Source organism: Arenibacter sp. S6351L, assembly GCF_023016025.1.
Lineage (GTDB): Bacteria > Bacteroidota > Bacteroidia > Flavobacteriales > Flavobacteriaceae > Arenibacter > Arenibacter algicola_B.
This window is the reverse complement of sequence record NZ_JALKBB010000006.1, coordinates 109,125-125,408: the sequence shown is the minus strand read 5'-3', so window position 1 is coordinate 125,408 and position 16,284 is coordinate 109,125. Positions and strand designations below refer to the sequence as shown.

The following is a 16,284-nucleotide window of genomic DNA, read 5'->3' as shown; positions in this document are numbered from 1 at the left end:
CTCCCCTGTAAGTCAGCGATCACAAATTCCCCCTGGCATTGCAATTAGACAGTCTCTATTCTATATCAAAGCAACCTATCTTCAAACATAGTTTGCCCCATTGTAATGTCTTGGAAATCCAAAAAGGAATTAATAACATCAATCTAAAACTTCAACGTCATGAAAACTAAATTGAGTCTTTCCATATTGGCCATAGTTTTATTGGCCATAGCCTATTTTTGGACGCCTCAAACCTCTCCAAAGGTATTGGAGGTAACGCAGGAAGCCAGTTTTTACTCAATGAAATGTACCGTTGCCAAATTCCTTTTGAGCAATGTGGATACCACCCAACAAATTGCACCGCTGTTCGAGAACCTAGGTAATTTACATTTCGGCATAAGCACAAAAGACCAAAAGGCCCAAGCTTATTTTGATCAGGGCATAAAACTTACCTATACTTTTAACCATGCCGAAGCTCACCGTTCGTTTATGGAAGCATCGCGCCTAGACCCTAAGTCGGCCATGTCCTATTGGGGACAGGCCTACGCCTTAGGCCCCAATATAAATGACCCTATGCCAGATGAAGAGCGCAGGAAAAAATCTTATGAAGCAATATTAAGAGCCAAAAACCTGTCCCAAAGCAGTTCTCCCAAGGAAAAAGCTTTAATAGAAGCTTTGACCCATAGATATAGTGGTGACTTAACAAAAGAAATATCAGAATTGAACATGGCCTATATGAGTGCCATGGAAAAAGTAGTGGAAGCATTTCCAGATGATGCCCATATACAGACCTTGTACGCTGCCTCCATTATGAATACTATGCCTTGGAATTATTGGGACAATGATGGTAACCCAGCACCGAATACACTAAAGGGAAAAGCTGCCTTGGAGCGTGCAATGATCCTGAATCCCGACCATCCAGGAGCCCATCATTATTATATTCATATGGTGGAACTTCCTAAACCGGACCTCGCTGTTCCCAGTGCGGATAAACTAGGGTCCCTAATGCCCGCAGCAGGCCATATTGTACATATGCCTTCACATATTTATATAAGGGTAGGTAGGTATGAGGATGCAGTAAAGGTAAATCAAGCAGCTATTTTGGCAGATGAGGATTATATCTCCCAATGTTATTCCCAGGGCATGTATCCATTGGGATATTACCCGCACAATCTACACTTTCTATGGTCTGCCTCTACCCTCTTGGGCAACAGTGACCTAGCTATTGACGCCGCAAAAAAAACAGCGGAAAAAGTACCTATTGGCGAGATGGCAACTTTGCCATTCTTACAAGATTTTGCTTCTTCACCACTGTTGGCTTATACCCGCTTTGGAAAGTGGAATGAAATTCTGACCATACCTTATCCAGGAGATCAATATAAACACCTTAAACTTATTTGGCATTACGCAAGGGGAATTGCCTTTGTCAGGAAAAATAACATCAAAGAGGCCAAGGAAGAACTGGAAGCCCTTAGGCTAATGAAGAACGACCCAGAATTGGAAACTGTTGTGGCCAATTACACCAATCCATCTTCAAGTATAGCCCAAATTGCACATGGGGTTGTTTCCGGTGAAATAGCCCATGCAGAAGGCAATACAACAGAGGCCTTGGAATATCTAAAGCAAGCGGTATATTATGAAGACCAGTTAATTTATAGCGAACCTACAGCATGGCATATACCAGTAAGGCAGACTTTAGGTGCCGTTTTATTAAAGGCTCAAAAATATGAAGAAGCTGAAAAAGTATATATGGAAGACCTGGAAATACTCCGTCAAAACGGCTGGTCTTTAATGGGGTTACATGAAAGCCTTGTTGGTCAAGGCAAAATAGAGGAGGCAAAAAAGATCAAACAAGAATTTGATAATGCCTGGAAATATGCAGATATAGCTTTAAAAACTTCTGTCCTATAAATATCAACGCACATTTTAAGGAAACCTCCAATATGTTCGAAGATCTTTTTTCCCAAATTGGGTTATTTTATTCGGCTGTAGCACTATACCAAACCTATATCTCTTCTACAAATGCTTCACCTCTGCCTTGGCAATGGTAAACTCCTCCATCATGTCCATTACAATTTGGGCAGCGGGTTTTATTTCATGTATTATGGCGGCCACCTGGCCTATTTCCAATTCCCCTTCCTCCATATCGCCTTCGAACATACCTTTTTTGGCCCTGGCCCGACCTAATAGAGACTTTAGTTCCTCTATTGTTGCACAGCCGGCATAGGCTTTTTGTATATCACTATAGAATTTATTTTTGATCAATCGTACCGGAGCCAACTCTTTTAAAGTCAATTGCGTGGCACCTTCACCGGCCTCTACTACTTTTTGCTTAAATAAGGGATGGGACGAAGCTTCATTGCTCGCGACAAATCGACTGCCCACCTGCACCCCATCGGCACCTAAAACCATAACGGCCAACATGGATCTGCCAGTTGCTATTCCCCCAGCTGCTATTAAAGGGATGCTTATTTTTTCTTTTACCGCAGGAATCAATGTTAGTGTGGTAGTCTCATCCCTACCATTATGCCCACCAGCTTCAAAACCTTCCGCTACAATGGCATCTACCCCAGCTTCCTCAGCTTTTAGCGCAAATTTTACACTGCTCACCACGTGCACTACAATAATGCCTCTGTCCTTTAAATATGTAGTCCAGGTTTTTGGATTTCCTGCAGAGGTAAATACAATTTTCACATCCAGCTCCACTATGATCTCCATAAGCTTTTCTAAATCCGGATATAGCATGGGCACATTGACCCCAAAAGGCTTATTGGTGGCCAACTTACATTTCTCTATATGTTCCCGAAGTACCTCTGGATACATGGACCCAGCTCCTATTATCCCCAATCCGCCGGCATTGGAAACAGCAGATGCCAAACGCCATCCACTGGCCCATACCATACCAGCCTGAATTATGGGGTATTGAATTCCAAAAAGATCGGTAATTCTATTTCCCATTAGTTTTTTATCAATTTAAATTCCTTGCGAACCCCATCAACATTTACATGTACAATATACATGGCCCTACTTAAAGTTTCTACAGATATTTCCTCGTTACCTTGATTAAATTGCCTTTCCAGGATACGTTTTCCGTAGGTATCGAACAAAGTTAAATGCGCATTCCCATAGGTCTCCGGAAGCTGTACTTGAAATTCGGTCTTGGAGGGATTCGGAAATAGGTACCATTCATCTTCAGCATTTAAAACATCTATCCCCAAAAGTGCCAAGGGTGTTGAAAAATTGGGTATACCATAACCCATTTCAGAATTTGGATTTTGATAAAGGGAAGACGATTCCCGTACCATTGCCATAATTTCAAGATTGTTTTTTTCCGGGAACGCCTGCCAAAAGGAAGCGATAGCACCGGCCATTATGGGCGAAGAAAAGGAGGTTCCATTATTTTTCACCAATCGGCCATCAGGGCTTATTACCGTTGCTCCCTTGCCCAAGGCCATCCCATCTGGTTTAATCCTACCATCGGCGCTTGGCCCCCTGGAACTAAATGCCACATAATTGCCAGAGGCATCAACCGCTCCAACACCAAATACATTGGCATCTGCCGGTGCCGTAATAATACCCCAAGAGCTATCACCGGAATTCCCGGTAGAATTCACAACCAATATCCCTTTTTCCGTTGCTATATTGGCCCCTTTGGAAATAAAAGCTGTATTTCCATCCATATCCGCTGGAGAATAATTATACCTTGGATTATCATAAGTACTATAGCCCAACGAACTGTTAATAATATCTACCCCAAGGCTATCTGCCCGCTCAGCGGCCTCCACCCAATAGCTTTCTTCCACTGGAGTTTCCGTTGCCCCATCTTCAGTTCTAAAGAGAATATAGCTGGCGTCCGGAGCGGTTCCTACAAATTGCGCATCCACAAAACCACCCATATCGGACAATACCATAGTGCCATGATCATCTCCACTAGTCGTATAAATATCTGTAGACCGGTCTACAAAATCATATCCTCCCCATAAATCATTGTTAGATCGTAGACGCGTAAATGCACTCATTTGGTCCACATTGGGAAAACCACTGTCCAAAACGGCAATTAAAATACCCTCACCGGTAAAGTTATTTTTATGCAATTCATCTACCCCCAACTGTTTTACCTGAGTATCACTTTGCCCGTATATAAAATCGACTTCTTGTTCCAGAAATTTATAGGTATGATTATCGAGTTGGTTTTCCGATACCGATGTAGATTTGGCATTAATACTTTTATCGGCATAAAAAATACGGTCTACAAATTGAAGGTCCATTAAAGCCGCAATATTGGATATACTGCCAATTACGTGAGCACAATTGAACCATTTGGACTTGGCCTTGACCGTAATCCCCGCTTGAAGTTTTAATTGGGCTATATAAGCCTCGTTGACCGGAATATCCCTTTCGTCTATGACAATATTAAATCTATTCTTTTTTTGTATTGCCCGTTCAGATAAAATACTAGATGGATTTGAAATGGACTCCTCTACCTGGTCCTTATCTTTAAAATATACCCATGCATGCTCTTGTGCCCTTCCCCAAAAAGAGATTATTATAATTAGAAAAAGGGTAACCCTGTCCATATTAGGAGATTACGCCTGAACCTACCAATTCCTCTCCAATATACCAGGCTACAAATTGCCCTTCCGTTATAGCCGATTGTTTTTCAACAAAATCTACATACAAACCAGCATCCACCCTATAAAGTGTTGCCTTTTGTAAAGGTTGACGATATCTTATCCTGGCCATAACCTCCATAGTTTGGTCCACTTCCAAAGCCAAATCCGTGCGTACCCAATGCAATTCATCATTGTTTACAAATAAAGTCCTACGGTAAAGTCCGGGGTGACTCTTCCCTTGACCGGTATAGATTACGTTTTGGTCAACATCGGTTTCAATTACGAACAAGGGTTCTTTGGTACCACCCACGTCCAATCCCTTGCGCTGTCCTTTTGTAAAATAATGGGCTCCCTGATGCTCCCCTACCACCTTTCCGTCGGTTAGATCATAGTGTGGCTTTTCAGCGTAATAGGCCAATTCTTCCAATTTGGAATTAAACTGGGGAATTGTACTCGCGTACTGCTCCAATACCGCCGGCACTTCCACGATTACCCCTTTTTTGGGTCTTAGCTTCTGTTGCAAAAATTCTGGCAAACGTACCTTCCCTATAAAGCAAAGCCCTTGGGAATCCTTTTTATCGGCAGTGATCAAATCATTTTCCGCAGCAATTTTCCTTACTTCAGGTTTCTGTAATTCACCTATAGGGAATAAGGTTTTGGCAAGTTGCTCTTGGGACAGCTGACATAAAAAATAGGATTGATCCTTGTTTCCATCCGCGCCGGCCAGCAACTGATATGTTTCCGTTCCGTCCTCATTTTTAATAACACCCTTTCTACAATAGTGTCCAGTTGCCACGTAGTCAGCTCCAAGCTGCATGGCAATTTTCATAAACACATCAAACTTTATTTCCCTATTGCACAGCACATCTGGATTTGGTGTTCTCCCTTTCTCGTATTCCCTGAACATATAATCTACAATGCGTTCCTTGTACTGGGCACTTAAATCTACCGTTTGAAAGGGTATTCCCAACTTCTCCGCGACTATAAGGGCATCATTACTATCCTCCAACCAAGGGCATTCCTTGGAAATGGTCACGGAATCGTCATGCCAATTCTTCATAAAAAGGCCAATAACCTCATACCCTTGCTCCTTTAATAGGTATGCCGTAACACTGGAATCTACACCGCCGGAAAGTCCGACTACCACCTTTTGCATCTGTAATATTTTATTGTTTACCCTTGGTCGCTGCAAACCATTCCAGGCTTACAATTACCATGCAAAAATACAAAATTGGAATTTGCTTCCCTCAAAAATATAGTTCAATGACAATTGAGGGGATATCCGTTTACTAAGCGATGATAGATTGCCACCCATTAAATTATAAGGACTGGAATTAATTAGACCTTAGGTCTATCTTTTTTTAAGTAAACCAGGTTATTAAAATTAGAGTACCACCCACCTTAAAAAAGGAGAATTATAATCAAAAAAACAACCATACAACAAAAGAAGCCACTTTAGCATACTAAAAAGACCACTTTACAACTAATAGTTTTTTACAGTTTAAAAAAGAACAATCTTTGGAGACCCAAATCTTACCAAACTAAACCAAATCAATGCTAAAAACCCCGACCAGCTGGCCGGGGTTTTTATTTATATAATTATCCGAGTACACTGATCCCATAATTTAAGCACATCAATTAGGTACAAAAAAAAGTGCTTGAAAAAATTCAAGCACTTTAATCGTATGTTATAAGAAAATATAGACTTATTTCTTGCCTATTTTTTTCTGTTCCTCAGCCTGCTCCATCATCTCGCGCATCTTTTTTTGAAACTTATTTTCCTTCTTAGGCTTCTTTTTGTTCTCTTGTATCTGGGCATGGATCTTGTCCTCGTCCAAAATAAAATTCTTGATGGCCAGCATAATAAAAATGGTAATCAAGTTAGACACAAAATAGTATAAACTTAGTCCACTTGCATAGTTGTTAAAGAAAACCAACATCATCAAGGGAGACAAATACATAATAAATTTCATATTGGGCATTCCGGGTTGCGTCTGCATATTCTGCCCTGTGGTCATCATCATATAAAAGAATATGGCAACAGAGGCCAAAATTGGAAACAAACTTACATGATCCCCATAAAATGGAATGGTAAACGGCAATTGCGCTATTGCATCATAGGAAGAAAGGTCATCTGCCCATAAAAACGGCTTCTGTCTCAACGCAAAGGAAGTCGGGAAAAACATAAACAGGGCATAGAAGATTGGCATCTGCAACAAAGCGGGCACACAACCACTCATAGGGCTTACCCCGGCCTTATTATACAATTTCATGGTTTCCTGTTGCTTTTTCATGGCATTGTCCTTGAACTTCTCATTAAGCTCTGTAATCTCAGGTTTCAATACCTTCATTTTGGCTTGGGACAAGTAGGATTTATAAGTAGCTGGCGACATTATAAGTCTTACCAAAATGGTCATGACCACTATGGCAATACCGTAAGGCAGGAACGAACTTAGAAAAGTATATACAGGGGTAAAGATATATCTGTTTATCCATCCAAAAATACCCCAACCGAATGGAATGGAATCTTCCAGTCCCAATTCCTTGTACTGCGCCAAAACCTTTACATCCGTTGGCCCGTAGTACCAATTAAAATTATAGGCAAACTCACCGCCCTGCAACTCCAAAGGCACCTCGGCAGCGAACTCCTTGGTAAATTGTTGGGTGTGACTTTCTTCCTCCACTAAATTTACTGAATTCAGTTTAGCCGTTTCAAACTTATTGGCGTTGGTAAGAATAGAACTAAAAAAATGTTGCCTGTAAGAAATCCATTTTACATCCACTTCCGTTTCCTCATCCTCACTACCTTCGGATAATTTACTTATTTTGTCCCCATCGTGGTTATAGGTAACCCTGGTATATCTATTTTCATATTGGATACTTTTGGAATGACGGATTGCCTTCATTTTCCAATCCAAATCAATAGGCTTAGAACTATTTACGATACCATTTAAGCCTTGGGAGCGTACTGCAAAACCAATGAGGTATTCATCAGGTTTCATTTCGTACCGGTATTCCAGAAACTTATCCGATGCCACTTTGGCTTTCATGGACAACACCTGATTCTCACCAGATTTGGAAAGTGTTGGTTCAAAGTACAGGTCGTTGGTATTTAAAACCCTATTGTCCGAAGTACTGAAATTAAGCGCAAAATTGGCATTGCCATCTTTTATTAAATAAACGGGAATGGAATCATAGGTTACGTACCCTTTCATCTTCGCCTCGATAATCTGGCCTCCCTTGTTGCTTATTTCCAAATAAACAACGTCGTTCTCCAACACTGTTGTTCCCTCTGAAGGAGCCGTATAACCAAAGGCACCTATGGCACTTTTGTAACCTGCTACGGCCATTGAATCTTGTAGATCGATTGTTTTGGGTTGGGCAATCTCCTCTTTGGCCGCATTTACCTTTTGCATTTCAGCAGCCTCCAGTTGCTCTTGTTTTGCCTTTTGGGCTTCCAGCTCTTCCGGTGTTGGCTGGTTCTGCCAAAACATAAAAATAAGAATACCAAAAATCAGTACAAAACCGATAATGGTATTAATATCCAATTTCTTTTCCTCCATCTAAAGTTTAATTTTAAAATATTATCGGCAGGGAAACAAACAACATCTACGTCCCAACGGATTAAATCAGCTTGCAAATATATGCCCAATTAGGCTATATATGTCAAACTGGCACTAGTTTATTGCTTTCCTTCCTTCTGATGCTTTAAAGCAGCTTTAATAAACCCTACGAATAATGGGTGCGGATTGTCTACCGTACTCTTGTATTCCGGGTGATATTGAACCCCAATAAACCATGGATGGGCAGGAACCTCTACTATTTCTACCAATCCGGTTTCCTTGTTTACACCGGAAGCTACCAGTCCGGCGCCTTCCAATTGCTTTTTATAATTGTTGTTAAACTCATAACGGTGTCGGTGGCGCTCAGAAATTTCGGATGCCCCATGATAGATCTTTTGCACCAGACTGCCTTTTTCCAAATGACAGTCCCAAGCTCCCAATCGCATAGTACCTCCCTTGTTGACAATATTTTTCTGCTCCTCCATAATACTGATCACTGGATCTGGCGTGTTTTCATCCATCTCCGTAGAATTGGCCTCTTTAAGACCGAGCACATTTCTGGAATATTCTATTACGGCCATCTGCATTCCCAAACAGATGCCCAAAAATGGTATTTTATTTTCACGGGCAAATTGCACCGCCTTAATTTTGCCCTCTATTCCCCTTTCTCCAAAACCTGGGGCTACTAGTATACCGTCCAGACCTTGCATCTTCTTTTCTATATTCTTGGCGGAAAGATGTTCGGAATGAATTGATTTTACCTTTACTTTAACATGGTTCACAGATCCGGCATGGATAAATGACTCCAAAATGGATTTATAGGAATCCTGTAATTCCACATACTTTCCAATGAGACCAACGGTTACTTCATTTTTTGGATTCTTGTGCCATTGCAAAAATTGATTCCATTTTGTAAGATCGGGAACCACATTGTCTGGCAGAGCCAATTTTTTCAAGGTTACGGTATCCAATCCTTCCTGTTGCATTAAAATAGGCACATCATATATGGTTGATGCATCTATGGATTGTATTACCGCTTCCCTTTTTACATTGCAAAAAAGCGCTAATTTTTCCTTCAGGTCATCCGGAATTTCATGTTCTGTTCTACAGACCAAAATATCTGCCTTAATACCACTTTCCATTAAAGTCTTTACGGAATGTTGGGTAGGCTTGGTTTTTAATTCCCCGGCTGCAGAAAGGTAAGGCACCAAGGTTAAATGTATAACAATCCCATTATTATCACCCAACTCCCATAGCAACTGTCGTACAGCTTCTATATATGGCAAGGATTCTATATCCCCAACAGTTCCCCCTATTTCGGTAATGACAATATCATAATCCCCACTTTTCCCCAATAACTGGATACGCTCCTTTATTTCATTGGTAATATGGGGCACCACCTGAACGGTTTTTCCTAAAAATTCACCTCTGCGTTCTTTTTCTATAACACTTTGGTAAATTCTTCCAGTGGTAACATTATTTGCCTGTGAAGTACGAACATTTAAAAAACGCTCATAATGGCCCAAGTCCAAATCGGTCTCGGCACCATCATCGGTAACATAACATTCACCATGCTCATAGGGATTTAAAGTTCCCGGATCAACATTTATATAAGGATCTAATTTTTGGATAGTAGTTCTGTAACCCCGAGCCTGTAATAATTTGGCAAGAGAGGCTGCTATAATCCCTTTTCCGAGGGATGAAGTAACCCCACCGGTTACAAAAATATATTTAGTCTGCGACATGAAGCGTTAGGTTGAATTCGTAACGCGAGCAAAAATACGAATTGCTATCACAATTCACGGGTATTATTGGGGAAAATCTTTTTGAATTTTTCGAATTAGGCCCTCAAGTCCGTTAATTTTAATTTCCAGCATGGCCCTTAACAAATTTCCGAGCTTTCCCTCTGGAAAACCGCTTTGTTGAAACCATACCAAATAAGGTTCGGGCAGCTCCACCAAATATCTTCCCTTAAATTTACCAAATGGCATTCTATAATGTGCCAATTCTATTAATTGTCTCTTGTCCGGAACTACATTCATACTAAAGATTCTATCCAAAGATACCATCTTCAGAATTGCTTCCCAAGCATTTGATTGAAATCTATTTCCAAAAACGCACCAAGCTTTTGTTGAACATTCTATTTCGAAATTTCGTATTTTTATAACAAATCACCTATCTTTATACACGTACAATTTACATTTATAATGAATTACGACTGTACATATGACCAAAACAGCATTTTGGGCAATGCGGTGGGCAGATTGTGGTAAAGAGCAGGCCCGGGAAATTTTAATAGCAACCCACTTAGCACCTTCAATAAAAAAAAATTAAGTAGAACAGATGAAACGAAGAACATTTATAGGAACCTCAGCAGCAGCATCGGTTGGCATGCTGGCTTACAAAACTGGAAATGCAATGGCGCCAAACAACAATGAAGAGTCAAAATTAAAAAACAACATTAATCACAGTGTATGCTACTGGTGTTATGGGAGCATCCCTCTTGAAGAATTCCTAAAATCCCTAAACGATTTGGGCATAAAAAGTGTTGACCTTATTGGCCCAAAAGACTGGCCATTGCTTAAAAAATACAATATTAATTCCTCTATGTGCAACGGGGCCGAAATAAGCCTCACCGAAGGATGGAACGACCCCAAATATCATGAAACTCTGATTAAAAATTACACGGAGATGATTCCCAAGGTGGCAGCAGCAGGCTATACCAACCTTATCTGCTTTAGTGGCAATCGAAGGGGAATGGATGACACTGTTGGGCTACAAAACTGTGTAGACGGATTAAAAAAAATTATGCCACTGGCCGAAAAACACGGAGTGATTATTCAAATGGAGTTATTGAATTCCAAGGTGAACCACGAAGATTATATGTGCGACCACACCGAATGGGGCGTGGAATTGTGCAAAAAATTGGGATCCGACAATTTTAAACTGCTTTATGATATTTACCATATGCAGATAATGGAGGGCGATATTATTCGTAACATCCAAGACTACCATTCGTACTTTGGACATTACCATACTGGTGGAAATCCTGGACGAAATGAAATAAACGAAACCCAGGAATTGTATTACCCTGCAATAATGAAGGCTATTTTGGCCACAGGCTATAAAGGACATGTGGCCCAAGAATTTATCCCTACATGGGACGATAAAATAGCGGCCCTAAAAGAAGGGGTTACCATTTGCGACGTATAAATAGGGATTAATCCAATTAAAAGGAGACTTTGAACAAAGTCTCCTTTTAATTGTTTAGTGCTTTTTTAATCTTTTTATTCCAGATTAATTGCTGAACGGTATCCCTGGAAAAGTTGGTCTCGGAATCATATTGGTTCTGATAGTCGTTTAGCTCCCGAAGAATATTCCTATATATCTCCTTTACCTCAGACTTTGCATTACTGGTAAATTTGGTCTTGGCCAGAATTTGCCTCAATTTTCGGGCATATACTTCGGATATATCAAAATGCAATTGCTCATGGCTCAAGATCATCGGATTGGCCAATTTAGGTTTGTACCACGATTTATCTGGATAAAAATGGGTGTCCACCTTGAAATCAAGCTCCATTCTATCCTTGGTTCCCTGAGCAGAAAAACTGTAGGTGATACCGCTGGCAGTAATGGCCGCGGCGTTGGAAATATTGGATGGCCTGCCCTTGAAATCGGACCAGGTTAATTTTCTAGACGGGGTCCATAAAACCACCTCATCTTCCTGGCCATAGCCCAAATGAACCATCAGCCATATAAAAAGCCATAATACTTTCTTTAAAGTTCCCAATGGAAAGTGATATTCCTTACGATGTCCGGGTGCAAACTATAATGTACAGGGCAGGTACGTGCCGTATGCTCCAAAATTTTTCTGTGTTTATCAGAAATTATCTTGGGCATATTAAATTTAACATCAATCCTGGTAATCCGCCTAGGATCAGCCTCCATTTGCTTTTTAACTTCTGCAGTGGAATTCTCCAAATCCAATTCCAATCCCCTGGCCTTTATACCCATAACGGAAAACATACAACTGGCCAAACCCGTGGCAACCGTATCGGTAGGAGAAAATGCCTGTCCCAAGCCATGATTATCCAATGGTGCATCCGTTATGAAGGAATTACCCGATCTTGTATGTTCACAGTTCGTTCTAAGTCCACCGGTATAGGTTACTTTCGCGGTCATTGGATTTACTCTTTAAGTTCCACAATATTCATATTCTCATATCCGAGAATATAGGATGCCCTGTTATAATACCCGGAGGAGATATCTTTGTTAAAGTTAAATTTATTGCCCACATATTCGGTCTCCCCAACAAGTTTGGAAGCACTTACCAAATCATTTTTATAGGCCAATTTTAAGAGTAGGTCATAAGTTAGGTCAAAACCACGAACCGCATATGGATCAGGGTCTGCTCCATACCTCTTCCTATACAATTTCACAAAACTATTCTCCCCAACTTCCCGTGAAGCCGAAGGATAGGTAAACCTTAAATTGGAAAGATGGGAATAGGAAACAACTTCACTATCAAAAGCCCTATTCTTGTCTGTTGTAAAGAGACGTATGCTAATATCCTTACTTATCAAAGAATTAAGTAATGAACCTACGTGATAAACCACATTGGCCTGATCAGTTTCCAAAAACACCCAGTTCTCGGTCTCCAAAGAAAGTATTTTGGAGATTTTATCAATATCCACCGTTCGATCTTCCTTTAAGGCCACTATTTTGGCCCCAGGAAACTTCATTAACAAAGCAGATTCGGTAGACTTGTTCTTTTGATCTGCAATTATGATTACGTTTTCCTTTGTTCTCAATCCTTCAACATAGGTCATCATATGTTCCTCCATCACCTTTTCCGAAGGAAGGGCAAAAAACACATTGTTCAAACTTAAATCGCTCTTATCCGTTAAGGGTGCAACAACGGGCACTCCATATTCCGAGGCTTGCAGTGCTACTTCTTTTAGGGATTGGGTCTCCAAGGGACCAAAAATTGCCGATACACCAATTAAATTTTCCTTTTGCAATATACCCTTGGTGCGATTCATGTCCAATTGGGTATCATATGTTTTAACATCTACGGAAATTCCCAGTTTGGCTACAGAATCTAAGGCAACCATTGCTCCGGAATATAGCCCCAAACTATATTTTACGTCCTTTCTGTTCTCAATGGCACTTTTGGTGGCAGCGTTATCGTTTAAATCCAATCTATCCAATCTAAACGGTAAAAGAAATACCAATTTTGGACGGTTTAATGTATTGATACTGTCCCTTAGGTTAATCTTATCCAGGATTAGGGCATTTTTTACGTCAAAATTTCCGGTCTGGGCCTTGGGCAGTTTCAAGACCATACCCGCCTTTAACCCATCCTTTAATTCTGGATTAAGCTCCAATAATTCTTTATAAGTAACACCAAATTTACGTGTAAGTGAAAACTCGGTCTGCTTTGGTTTCACCTCATAAAAATTATAATTCTCAATATTGACCTCGCCGGTCTCCATCTTTTTCGCCGGTATCCGCAGCACCATACCTTCCTTTAGCCCTCCCCTTTCCTTTATTTCAGGATTCAAGGCTATAATTTCGCTGGCTGTTAGTCCAAATTTTTTCTCCAAACTATAAAAAGTTTGCTTGGCCGGGACGGTATATGAATTGTACAATTGGGTTTCCTGATCCTTAATGGAACTCCCCAATATCTTTGGCAATAGAAGCTCCTGTCCAGAAGAAAGGTAATCGCTTATTTTGGACAATTTAGGGTTTAAAACCAATAAACTATCTATGGTAATACCGTACTTATTGGCTATACTCCAGCGCGTTTCCTTAGGTTGAACGGTATAGATTTCATAATTCTCTTCAATATATGCTTTTTCGGATGGGTCTACCTTTTTATATTTAGGTATCTTAAGAATCATTCCTTTTTTCAACTGAACGGAATACAACTCTTTATTGTACCGTTTAATATCATCCTCCGAGATATTATACTGTTTGGAAATACCGAACAAGGTTTCCTTTCTTTTGGTCTTATGGGATGTATAGCCTATAGGTTCCCGGTGTTGAGGGCCTAACTCATCACCTTGTAAGGCTTGCAATAAGGTGTTTACTTCCGAAACACTATCTTTTTTTACAACCGCGCCGTTGAACGATGGTACCACCAAGATCGTATTGGCCCTTAAGGCCTGACCTTTTTTTATCTCTTTGTTGTAATTTAATATTCCTTGCTCGCTTACATTGTATCTTTTTGCGATACTTTCCAAAGTTTCCCCAGCTTTAACAGAATGGGTAGTGAATTTTTGCGCAATTGCATTGATGCTCACCAACATTAATAAAAATGTTGTCAATATTACTTTACTGTATATTTTCACAAGTATAGATTTTATTTGTTCTATTTAAAATAAGCCAAGTATAAAATTGAGAACGAACATTAACACAACAATGTTATAATACAAATTAAAAATTAATGCGCAGCCAGAGATTTAAAATTCCCTGGCACTTGCTCTCTAATTATTCCCATTCTATCGTTGCTGGTGGTTTGGAACTAATATCATAAACCACTCTATTTACTCCTCTAACCTTATTGATAATATCGTTGGAGGTTTTTTGCAGGAACTCGTAGGGTAAATTTACCCAATCCGCCGTCATACCGTCCGTGCTTTCTACCGCTCTTAAAGCTACACATTTCTCATATGTCCTTTCATCTCCCATTACACCTACACTGTTAACGGGCAACAGCATGGCTCCCGCTTGCCAAACCTTATCATATAGGCCCCATTCCTTTAATCCGTTGATAAAAATGGCATCTACTTCCTGTAAAATAGCCACTTTCTCCCGGGTAATATCGCCAAGGATACGGATAGCCAAGCCTGGTCCCGGGAAGGGATGCCTGCCCAATAACTCCTTATCGATCCCCAAACTGGCACCTACACGCCTAACCTCATCCTTAAACAACATTCGCAAGGGCTCCACCACCTTCAACTTCATATAATCTGGCAATCCACCAACATTATGATGACTTTTAATGGTCGCTGACGGACCGCCGGTAGCCGAGACAGACTCTATAACATCTGGATATATTGTTCCCTGCGCCAACCATTTTGCATCTTCCACCAAGTGTGATTCATCATCAAAGACCTCTATAAAAACTCTACCTATAGCCTTTCTTTTCTTCTCTGGATCACTTTCTCCTTCCAAGCTATCCAAAAAACGTGCCGAAGCATCAACACCCTTCACATTTAGCCCCATTCCTTCATATTGGTCCAGTACGGATTGGAACTCGTTTTTCCGTAAAAGTCCATTATTTACGAAAATACAGTGCAAATGTTTTCCGATTGCTTTGTGCAACAAGACTGCCGCTACTGTGGAATCCACCCCTCCGGATAGGCCAAGTATTACCTTTTCATCACCAATTTTAGCCTTTAATTCCGCAACGGTAGTTTCAACAAAGGAATCTGGGGTCCATGTCTGAGCAACACCGGATATGTGCACTAGAAAATTTTCCAACAATTTTTTCCCATCGGTAGTATGGTATACTTCCGGATGAAATTGTATAGCATAGGTATCTTCACCTTTAAGCTTATAGGCTGCATTTTCCACATCATGTGTACTTGCCAATTTAATGGCTCCTTCAGGTAATTCCTTTATGGTATCACTATGGCTCATCCAAACCTGGCTTCCTTCTGAAATCCCTTCGAAAAAGGATTCACTGTGATCTATAAAGGACAATTTTGCCCTACCGTATTCACGGGTATTGGAAGGAGCTACATTGCCACCGTTAAAGTGTGCCAAATATTGGGCTCCGTAACAAACCGCCAACAGAGGCTTTTTCCCTTTTATTTGAGACAAATCCGGATGTGGTGCGTCATCCCCCCTTACCGAAAATGGCGATCCAGAAAGAATCACCGCTTTGTATTCCGATAAATCGTCGGGTAAATGGTTGTACGGTTTTATTTCGCAGAAAATATTAAGTTCCCTGACCCTTCTAGCGATGAGCTGCGTATATTGGGAACCAAAATCTAATATGAGGACGTTATTTTGCATGGGCAAAAATAGTAATTTGAAATTTTTGAAAAAGTATCTTTATGGTATAATAATCATAAAACTTATAAACAGAAAGATATTGGGGAAGCTTTTTGCCGATATCG

General features: G+C 40.5%; 12 protein-coding genes. 2 read left to right on the top strand and 10 right to left on the bottom strand.

The features are described 5' to 3' along the window. The first annotated feature begins 159 nt into the window (after positions 1–159). Complete coding sequence (locus tag MWU82_RS06995; RefSeq protein WP_247095818.1) at positions 160–1,890, top strand: hypothetical protein; 1,731 nt, start codon at positions 160–162, stop codon at positions 1,888–1,890. A gap of 105 nt (positions 1,891–1,995) precedes the next feature. Here MWU82_RS06995 and MWU82_RS06990 read toward each other — a convergent pair whose 3' ends face one another. The 6 genes from MWU82_RS06990 to MWU82_RS06965 form a co-directional block, all read right to left on the bottom strand. Next, on the bottom strand, positions 1,996–2,937 hold the full coding sequence (locus tag MWU82_RS06990) for a nitronate monooxygenase (protein ID WP_247095817.1): 942 nt from the start codon (positions 2,935–2,937) through the stop codon (positions 1,996–1,998). Beyond that, positions 2,937–4,556, bottom strand: coding sequence for a S8 family serine peptidase (locus MWU82_RS06985; protein WP_247095815.1), 1,620 nt, complete (start codon positions 4,554–4,556; stop codon positions 2,937–2,939). Before MWU82_RS06985 ends, MWU82_RS06990 begins: the two co-directional genes overlap by 1 nt. A gap of 1 nt (position 4,557) precedes the next feature. Then, positions 4,558–5,748, bottom strand: coding sequence for a tRNA 2-thiouridine(34) synthase MnmA (mnmA, locus tag MWU82_RS06980; protein ID WP_215946487.1), 1,191 nt, complete (start codon positions 5,746–5,748; stop codon positions 4,558–4,560). Positions 5,749–6,298: 550 nt separating this feature from the next. Then, on the bottom strand, positions 6,299–8,155 hold the full coding sequence (yidC, locus tag MWU82_RS06975; RefSeq protein ID WP_215946486.1) for a membrane protein insertase YidC: 1,857 nt from the start codon (positions 8,153–8,155) through the stop codon (positions 6,299–6,301). Between the two features lie 119 nt (positions 8,156–8,274). Further along, positions 8,275–9,900: a CTP synthase gene (locus tag MWU82_RS06970; protein ID WP_247095814.1), complete on the bottom strand. Its 1,626-nt coding sequence runs from the start codon at positions 9,898–9,900 to the stop codon at positions 8,275–8,277. 63 nt (positions 9,901–9,963) lie between these two features. Beyond that, the gene (locus MWU82_RS06965; RefSeq protein WP_072862729.1) at positions 9,964–10,197 is read right to left on the bottom strand and encodes a DUF3820 family protein; all 234 of its coding nucleotides are present in this window, start codon (positions 10,195–10,197) and stop codon (positions 9,964–9,966) included. A 301-nt stretch (positions 10,198–10,498) separates the two neighbouring features. Here MWU82_RS06965 and MWU82_RS06960 point away from each other — a divergent pair, with 301 nt between their 5' ends. Beyond that, entirely contained in the window at positions 10,499–11,368 is an 870-nt protein-coding gene (locus tag MWU82_RS06960) for a TIM barrel protein (RefSeq protein WP_247095812.1), read from the top strand. Between the two features lie 46 nt (positions 11,369–11,414). On the opposite strand, the gene MWU82_RS06955 is transcribed toward MWU82_RS06960, so the two are convergent. The 4 genes from MWU82_RS06955 to guaA all read right to left on the bottom strand — a co-directional run bounded on the left by MWU82_RS06955 (position 11,415) and on the right by guaA (position 16,180). Then, positions 11,415–11,945: a DUF922 domain-containing protein gene (locus MWU82_RS06955; RefSeq protein WP_247095810.1), complete on the bottom strand. Its 531-nt coding sequence runs from the start codon at positions 11,943–11,945 to the stop codon at positions 11,415–11,417. Beyond that, positions 11,933–12,337 (bottom strand): OsmC family protein, encoded by a 405-nt coding sequence (locus tag MWU82_RS06950; RefSeq protein WP_247095808.1) that lies wholly within the window; start codon positions 12,335–12,337, stop codon positions 11,933–11,935. The genes MWU82_RS06955 and MWU82_RS06950 overlap by 13 nt, the downstream gene beginning before the upstream one ends. A gap of 5 nt (positions 12,338–12,342) precedes the next feature. After that, positions 12,343–14,508: a LysM peptidoglycan-binding domain-containing protein gene (locus MWU82_RS06945; RefSeq protein ID WP_247095806.1), complete on the bottom strand. Its 2,166-nt coding sequence runs from the start codon at positions 14,506–14,508 to the stop codon at positions 12,343–12,345. Positions 14,509–14,647: 139 nt separating this feature from the next. Then, complete coding sequence (guaA, locus tag MWU82_RS06940; RefSeq protein ID WP_215946482.1) at positions 14,648–16,180, bottom strand: glutamine-hydrolyzing GMP synthase; 1,533 nt, start codon at positions 16,178–16,180, stop codon at positions 14,648–14,650. Positions 16,181–16,284: the final 104 nt, after the last annotated feature.

Coding starts and splice junctions, on each gene's coding strand:
- MWU82_RS06990 (WP_247095817.1), bottom strand. CDS start 2,937: ATGGGAAATAGAATTACCGATCTTTTTGGAATTCAATACCCCATAATT.
- MWU82_RS06970 (WP_247095814.1), bottom strand. CDS start 9,900: ATGTCGCAGACTAAATATATTTTTGTAACCGGTGGGGTTACTTCATCC.
- MWU82_RS06965 (WP_072862729.1), bottom strand. CDS start 10,197: ATGAATGTAGTTCCGGACAAGAGACAATTAATAGAATTGGCACATTAT.
- MWU82_RS06985 (WP_247095815.1), bottom strand. CDS start 4,556: ATGGACAGGGTTACCCTTTTTCTAATTATAATAATCTCTTTTTGGGGA.
- MWU82_RS06995 (WP_247095818.1), top strand. CDS start 160: ATGAAAACTAAATTGAGTCTTTCCATATTGGCCATAGTTTTATTGGCC.
- MWU82_RS06950 (WP_247095808.1), bottom strand. CDS start 12,337: ATGACCGCGAAAGTAACCTATACCGGTGGACTTAGAACGAACTGTGAA.
- yidC (WP_215946486.1), bottom strand. CDS start 8,155: ATGGAGGAAAAGAAATTGGATATTAATACCATTATCGGTTTTGTACTG.
- MWU82_RS06960 (WP_247095812.1), top strand. CDS start 10,499: ATGAAACGAAGAACATTTATAGGAACCTCAGCAGCAGCATCGGTTGGC.
- guaA (WP_215946482.1), bottom strand. CDS start 16,180: ATGCAAAATAACGTCCTCATATTAGATTTTGGTTCCCAATATACGCAG.
- mnmA (WP_215946487.1), bottom strand. CDS start 5,748: ATGCAAAAGGTGGTAGTCGGACTTTCCGGCGGTGTAGATTCCAGTGTT.